The organism is Pseudomonas sp. SST3, assembly GCF_003325755.1.
In genome coordinates, this window is the sequence record NZ_QORI02000063.1 from 1 (window position 1) to 6795 (window position 6795).

Annotated in this window: 5 pseudogenes; 4 read left to right on the top strand and 1 reads right to left on the bottom strand. The window is 58.9% G+C overall.

From position 1 onward, the window contains the following. Nucleotides 1-901, bottom strand: a pseudogene (locus DQ405_RS23200) (aminoglycoside phosphotransferase family protein); the annotation flags it as partial. Nucleotides 902-1031: 130 nt separating this feature from the next. On the opposite strand from DQ405_RS23200, the pseudogene DQ405_RS23205 reads away from it, so the two are divergent. The 4 pseudogenes from DQ405_RS23205 to rsmA form a co-directional block, all read left to right on the top strand. Then, nucleotides 1032-3833 (top strand): annotated as a pseudogene (locus DQ405_RS23205) (LPS-assembly protein LptD). Continuing rightward, nucleotides 3814-5151, top strand: a pseudogene (locus DQ405_RS23210) (peptidylprolyl isomerase). Before DQ405_RS23205 ends, DQ405_RS23210 begins: the two co-directional pseudogenes overlap by 20 nt. Then, nucleotides 5148-6138: pseudogene (gene pdxA, locus DQ405_RS23215) on the top strand (4-hydroxythreonine-4-phosphate dehydrogenase PdxA). Before DQ405_RS23210 ends, pdxA begins: the two co-directional pseudogenes overlap by 4 nt. Then, nucleotides 6135-6795: pseudogene (gene rsmA, locus DQ405_RS23220) on the top strand (16S rRNA (adenine(1518)-N(6)/adenine(1519)-N(6))-dimethyltransferase RsmA); the annotation flags it as partial. The pseudogenes pdxA and rsmA, both read left to right, overlap by 4 nt.

The window sequence follows — 6795 nt, forward strand, 5'->3', positions numbered from 1 at the left end:
TGGTTTGCCGTCGCGGTGGCAGATACGCGAAAAGATGCCGATAACCTTGAGGTGACGCTGCACGCCCATCAGGTCGCTGGCACGCAGGAACTCCTCAAAGTCGTCCTGTACTGGAATCCCCAAATTGTCCGGCACGCTGCCAATAGCCACGCTGCCATTCGCGCACGCGGGCCTGGGGCCAACTGAGGAAGGCGTCCTTGAACAGGCAGGTGATGTCATAGGTCACCGGGCCGTAGACCGCGTCCTGGAAATCCAGCACGCCAGGGCTTGGCTCACTGATCATCAGGTTGCGCGGCATGTAGTCGCGGTGCACCAGCACCTTGGGCTGGGCCAGGGCGCTGTCGATCAACTGCTGGCTGGCACGTTGCCAGAGGGCTTGTTGCTCAGGGTCGAGGTCGATGCCCAAGTGACGGCGCACATACCATTCCGGGAACAGCTCCAGCTCGCGACGCAATAAAGCCACGTCATAGCTGGGCAACGGTGCATCCATCGGCAATTGCTGGAAAGCCAGCAGCGCGTCGATGGCATCGGCAAATAATTGGTCGGCATTTTCACCGTCAATCACGTCCAGATAGGTTTTTGTGCCTAGGTCATTGAGCAAAAGAAAGCCACGGGGCAAATCTTCTGCATAAATTTTTGGCACATTTATTCCCGATTTCGCGAGCAAATGCGCAATATCGACGAAAGGTTTGCAGTTTTCCTGGGGGGGTGGCGCGTCCATGACGACGAACGTATGGGCACCGCCCTCCCATCGGAAGTAACGCCTGAAACTCGCGTCGCTGCTGGCCGCGGTCAATGTGGCCGGGGGCACGGGGCCCCAGTCCTGAGCGTTGAAAAGAATCGGCAACTGCTCATCCAGCCAGACTTCCAGCTGTTGTAAACGTAGATCGTGCTCGGGCATTACAAGGGTCTCCGACGGCGCTAGCCGTCAAGCGGGGCATGCTTTATTATCACGCATCTTTTTCAGACCATCGAGAGGCGTGCGGCCCAAACCGCGGGCAGATGGCACGCAGGAAGCCCGGACTAATAAGATGGCATTGAAATCCCCCGCGTTTCGTAGAAAATTTCCGTTGCTGGTAACCGGCAGTCTGCTGGCCTTGCAACCTTTCGCCACCTCATTCGTGGTCGCCGCGGAACAGTATGACTGCTCAGTCTCTGCTTCGGGTGCCTGGGATTGTGCGCCGAAGACGGCCGCCGCCCCATTGCCACCGCGCCCGGTGCATGACGGTGCTGCCGTCAGCTCGGCCAACAGCACGCCGCAAGGCAAAGCTGGCGGCAGCGTCGACGCCGAGCCCAAGACCATGCTGGTCACCGAAGCCAAGGGCCGTGGCCTGCGCTCGCGCAGCGCCGACTACAGCCACCTGGACTGGGTACCTCGCGACAAGCTGACCGCAGCACAGTTGGCCGAAACCGGCCCTTACTGCGGCGGCGCGTACATCGAGCCGACTCGTCCTGGCATGAACGACAAGACGAACAAGAGCGATGCGCCGACCTTCATCGGCGCCAAGGCCTCGCGTTACGAGCAGGAGCAGCAGGTCGCTACCCTGGCCGGTGACGTGGTCATGCGCCAGGGCAGCATGCAACTGGAAGCGGACGAAGCCAGCCTGTACCAGGCTGAGAACCGTGGCGAACTAAATGGCAAGGTGCGCCTGCGCGACAACGGCGCCCTGATCGTGGGTGACCACGCTCAAGTCCAGCTCGACACCGGCGCCGCCCAGATCGATAACGCCGAATACGTGATGCACAAGTCACGCATCCGCGGTAACGCGCTATACGCCAAGCGTGCAGAGAATGCGATCATCCGTCTCAAGGACGGTACGTACACCACCTGCGAGCCGGACAGCAACGCCTGGCAGCTCAAGGGCAACAACATCACGTTGAACCCGGCCACCGGTTTCGGTACGGCGACCAACGCGACGTTTGCGGGTCAAGAACATCCCGATCCTGTACACCCCGTACATCTACTTCCCGATCGACGACCGTCGCCAATCCGGCTTCCTGCCGCCGAGCTTCAGCACGGTGGGGAAACTGGCTTTACGCTGGTAACACCGTACTACTTCAACCTGGCGCCGAACTACGATGCCACGTTGTACCCGCAGTACATGACCAAGCGCGGCATGTTGATGGAGGGCGAGTTCCGCTATCTGACTAAGTCGAGTGAAGGGCAGTTTGGTGGGGCGTACCTCAACGACGACAATGACGAGCGCAAGAAGCAGACTGATTACGAAAAAACCCGCTATATGCTCAATTGGCAGCATAAGGGTGGGTTGGATTCGCGTCTGACGACCTTGGTTGATTACACCAAGATCAGTGATCCGTTCTATTTCCAGGATTTGAAGTCCTATCAGGAAGGCGTTCAGAGCCAGGACTTCCTGAACCAACAGGGTACCGTGAGCTACCGTGGCGACAGCTACCAGGCTGCCGTGAACTTGCAGTCGTACCAGTTGGCGACGATTTCCCAAATCACGCCATATGATCGACTACCGCAGATCACCTTTAACGGTACGCTCCCGTTTCAACCGGCGGGGCTGAACTTCTCTTATGAGACCGAAGCAGTCAGGTTTGATCGTGACCTGCGTAGCGGCAGAGTGCTCGACAAAGATGGCGGCCCGTTCGATCCTGTAACAGGCCTTCTCGGTGAAAAGCGGCTGGATGACAACGTAACAGGTTTGACCCGTGCAAACGGTACCCGTCTGAACGTTGCTCCAGCTGTCTCTTACCCGATGAACTGGAGCTACGGCTTTATCACGCCGAAGTTGAAGTACGTCTATACCAAATATGATTTGGATCTTGATGGTAAAGGCAAGTCGCAATTACCTGTCGGCCAGACCTTTGACAGCTCGCAAGATCGCTCTGTACCTATCGCCAGCATCGACAGCGGCCTGTACTTCGACCGTAAAACCAATTGGTTCGGCAAAGACTACAACCAGACCCTCGAACCTCGTGCGTTCTACCTCTACGTACCGAATAGAGATCAAACCGAGATCCCGGTCTTCGACACCAGCGAAAACTCTTTCAGCTACTCCTCGCTGTTCCGGGATAACCGTTTCAGTGGTTCTGACCGTATCGGTGACGAGAACAAGCTGTCCTTTGGGCTTACCAGCCGTTGGATCGAAGAAAATGGCTTCGAACGTCAGCGTGCATCGATTGGTCAAGCGATGTACTTCAAGGATCGCGAAGTTCAATTGCCAGGTGTAGATGCCAAGACACGTGATGATGCGCACTCGAACGTATCTCCTGTTGCACTGGAGTACGAGTTCCGCTTCAACCGCGACTGGCGCGCCACAGCCGACTACAACTGGGATACCGAGACCCATAGTCCTCGCTCCGGCAGCGCAATGTTCCACTACCAGCCGGAAGACAATCCGAACAAGGTCGTCAACCTGGGCTACCGCTATCGCAACGACCAGGTTGTCTACAACCAGCTGACCGGCAAATGGCAGTTTGGCGGCGACTTTGGCCAGGAAGGTGACAAAGATTTCGTGAAGGATTACTACAAAATCCAACAACACGACTTCTCGATGATGTGGCCGATTGTTCCTCAGTGGAACCTGATCACCCGCTGGCAGTACGACTATGCCCGCAACCGTACCCTGGAAGCCTTCGGTGGTTTCGAGTACGACAACTGCTGCTGGAAACTGCGCGTCATCAACCGTTACTGGGTTTCCAACGACGAATACACGCAGCTCGCCCCTCAGAACGAAAAGGGTGACCACGGGCTCTTCTTCCAGATCGTCCTTAAAGGACTCGGCGGCCTGACCGGCGCCAAGGTAGAGAGCTTCCTCGACAAAGGCATTGAAGGTTATCGTGAACGTGAAGACAAAGCTTTCTGAGTGTTTTGCGCCCGCTAGTGCTGGGCGCGCTGTTCCTGGGTACTGTTTCGGCACACGCCGCGGTTCAACAGCTGGATAAAGTAGCGGCCATCGTCGACAACGACGTGATCATGCAGAGCCAGCTGGACCAACGGGTCAAGGAAGTTCAGCAAACCATCGCCAAGCGTGGCGGTGGTGTGCCACCGAGCAGCGTCCTGGAACCCCAGGTGCTGGAGCGTCTGATCGTCGAGAACCTGCAATTGCAGATTGGCGACCGTTCTGGCATCCGTATTTCAGACGAAGAATTGAACCAGGCCGTTGGCACCATCGCTCAGCGTAACAACATGAGCATTGATCAGTTCCGCGCCGCCCTGGCTCGCGATGGTTTTGTCCTACGAGGACGCCCGTGACCAGATCAAGCGCGAAATGATCATCAGCCGTGTGCGCCAGCGCCGTGTGGCCGAGCGGGTTCAGGTGTCCGAGCAGGAAGTGAAGAACTTCCTGGCCTCGGACCTGGGCAAGATGCAGCTCTCCGAAGAGTTGCACTTCGGCCAATATCCTGATCCCAACCCCGGACGGAGCCAACTCTGAGCAGCTTAATGCCGCCGCCGCTAAAACCCAGGCGATCTATGAGCGCCTCAAAGCGGGTGCAGATTTTGCCCAGATGGCCATTGCTCAGTCCGGCAGCGACAACGCCCTCGAAGGCGGTGACATGGGCTGGCGTAAAGCCGCTCAATTGCCACCTCCGTTTGATCGCGAATTGAGCGCCATGGAAGTCGGTGGCATTACCCAGCCAGCCCGCACCCCGGGTGGCTTCATCATCCTGAAGCTGCTGGAACGTCGCGGTGGCGAGACTTCGCTGAAAGACGAAGTCCATGTTCGTCACATCCTGGTCAAACCGAGCGAAATCCGCACCGAGGCACAAACCAAGGAACTGGCCCAGAAGATCTACGACCGCATTGAAAGCGGTGAAGACTTCGCCACCCTGGCTAAAAGCTTCTCGGAAGACCCAGGTTCTGCCCTTAACGGCGGCGACCTGAACTGGATCGACCCGAAAGCTCTGGTGCCTGAGTTCCAGCAGGTTATGGCCGAGACACCGCAAGGCGTATTGTCCAAGCCGTTCAAGACTCAGTACGGCTGGCATGTGCTGGAAGTGCTTGGCCGTCGCGCCACGGACAACACCACCCAGGCCCGCGAGCAGCAAGCCCTGAGCGTACTGCGTAACCGCAAATACGACGAAGAGCTGCAAACCTGGCTGCGTCAGATCCGTGACGAAGCGTATGTAGAGAACAAGCTGCCAGGCGCCGAGCAAACAGGCACCGACCAGGCACCCCAGTGAAACCCCAGCGTTTCGCGGTGACACCCGGCGAGCCAGCCGGCATTGGTCCAGACCTGTGCCTGCTGCTCGCCTCGCAACCCCACGCCACACCCCCTGATTGCCATTACCAGCCGCGACCTGCTCCTTGAGCGGGCCGCGCAACTGGGTGTGGCCGTCAACCTGCTGGACGTGGCGCCGGGCAACTGGCCCGACCTGCCGGCCCCCGCCGGCAGCCTGTATGTGTGGGACACCCCGCTGCAAGCCAAAGTGGTTGCAGGGCAGTTGAATACGGCCAACGCGGCATTTGTGCTGGAGACGTTGACCCGTGCGGGCCAAGGCTGCATCGACGGCGACTTCGCCGGCATGATTACCGCACCGGTGCACAAAGGTGTGATCAACGAATCCGGTATCGCCTTTTCCGGCCATACCGAATTCCTCGCGGAACTGACCCATACCGCTCAAGTGGTGATGATGCTCGCCACCCGCGGCCTGCGTGTGGCGCTGGTGACCACCCACTTGCCGCTGCGTGAAATCGCCGATGCCATCACTGCCGAGCGTGTGGAGCGTGTCACGCGCATCCTGCACAGCGACCTGCAACACAAATTCGGCATTGCCCAGCCGCGTATCCTGGTCTGTGGGCTTAACCCCCACGCCGGTGAAGGCGGCCACTTGGGCCATGAAGAAATCGACATCATTGAACCGACATTAGAGCGCCTGCGCCAAGAAGGCATGGACCTACGCGGCCCATTGCCTGCAGACACTCTGTTCACCCCCAAATATCTGGAGCACTGCGACGCAGTGCTGGCGATGTACCACGACCAGGGGCTGCCCGTGCTGAAATACAAAGGCTTCGGCGCCGCAGTCAACGTGACACTGGGCCTGCCGATCATCCGCACTTCCGTCGACCATGGCACCGCCCTGGACCTCGCAGGCAGCGGCAAGATCGATACCGGCAGCCTGCACGTGGCCCTGGAAACCGCCTATCAGATGGCCGAGACCCGTATATGACTGAGCATTACCAACACCGGGCGCGCAAGCGCTTCGGGCAGAACTTCCTGCATGACGCTGGCGTAATCGATCGCATCCTGCGCTCCATCCATGCCAAGCCAGAAGACCGCCTGCTGGAAATCGGCCCGGGCCAGGGCGCACTGACACAAGGCCTGCTGGCCAGCGGTGGGCAACTGGACGTGGTGGAACTGGACAAGGACTTGATCCCGATCCTCAACCAGCAGTTCGCCGGCAAGTCCAACTTCAATCTGCACCAGGGCGATGCGCTGAAGTTCGACTTCAATAGCCTCAATGCCGCGCCCAATAGCCTGCGGGTGGTGGGCAACCTGCCGTACAACATCTCCACACCGCTGATTTTTCACCTGCTGAACAACGCCGGGATCATCCGCGACATGCACTTCATGCTGCAAAAGGAAGTGGTGGAGCGCCTGGCCGCAGGCCCTGGCGGTGGTGACTGGGGCCGCTTGTCGATCATGGTCCAGTATCACTGCCGCGTAGAGCACCTGTTCAACGTCGGCCCGCGCGTTCAACCCGCCACCGAAGGTCGATTCAGCCATCGTGCGCCTGGTGCCGCATGCCGTACTGCCGCACCCGGCCAAGGATCACAAACTGCTGGAACGTGTGGTACGCGAAGCGTTCAACCAACGCCGCAAGACC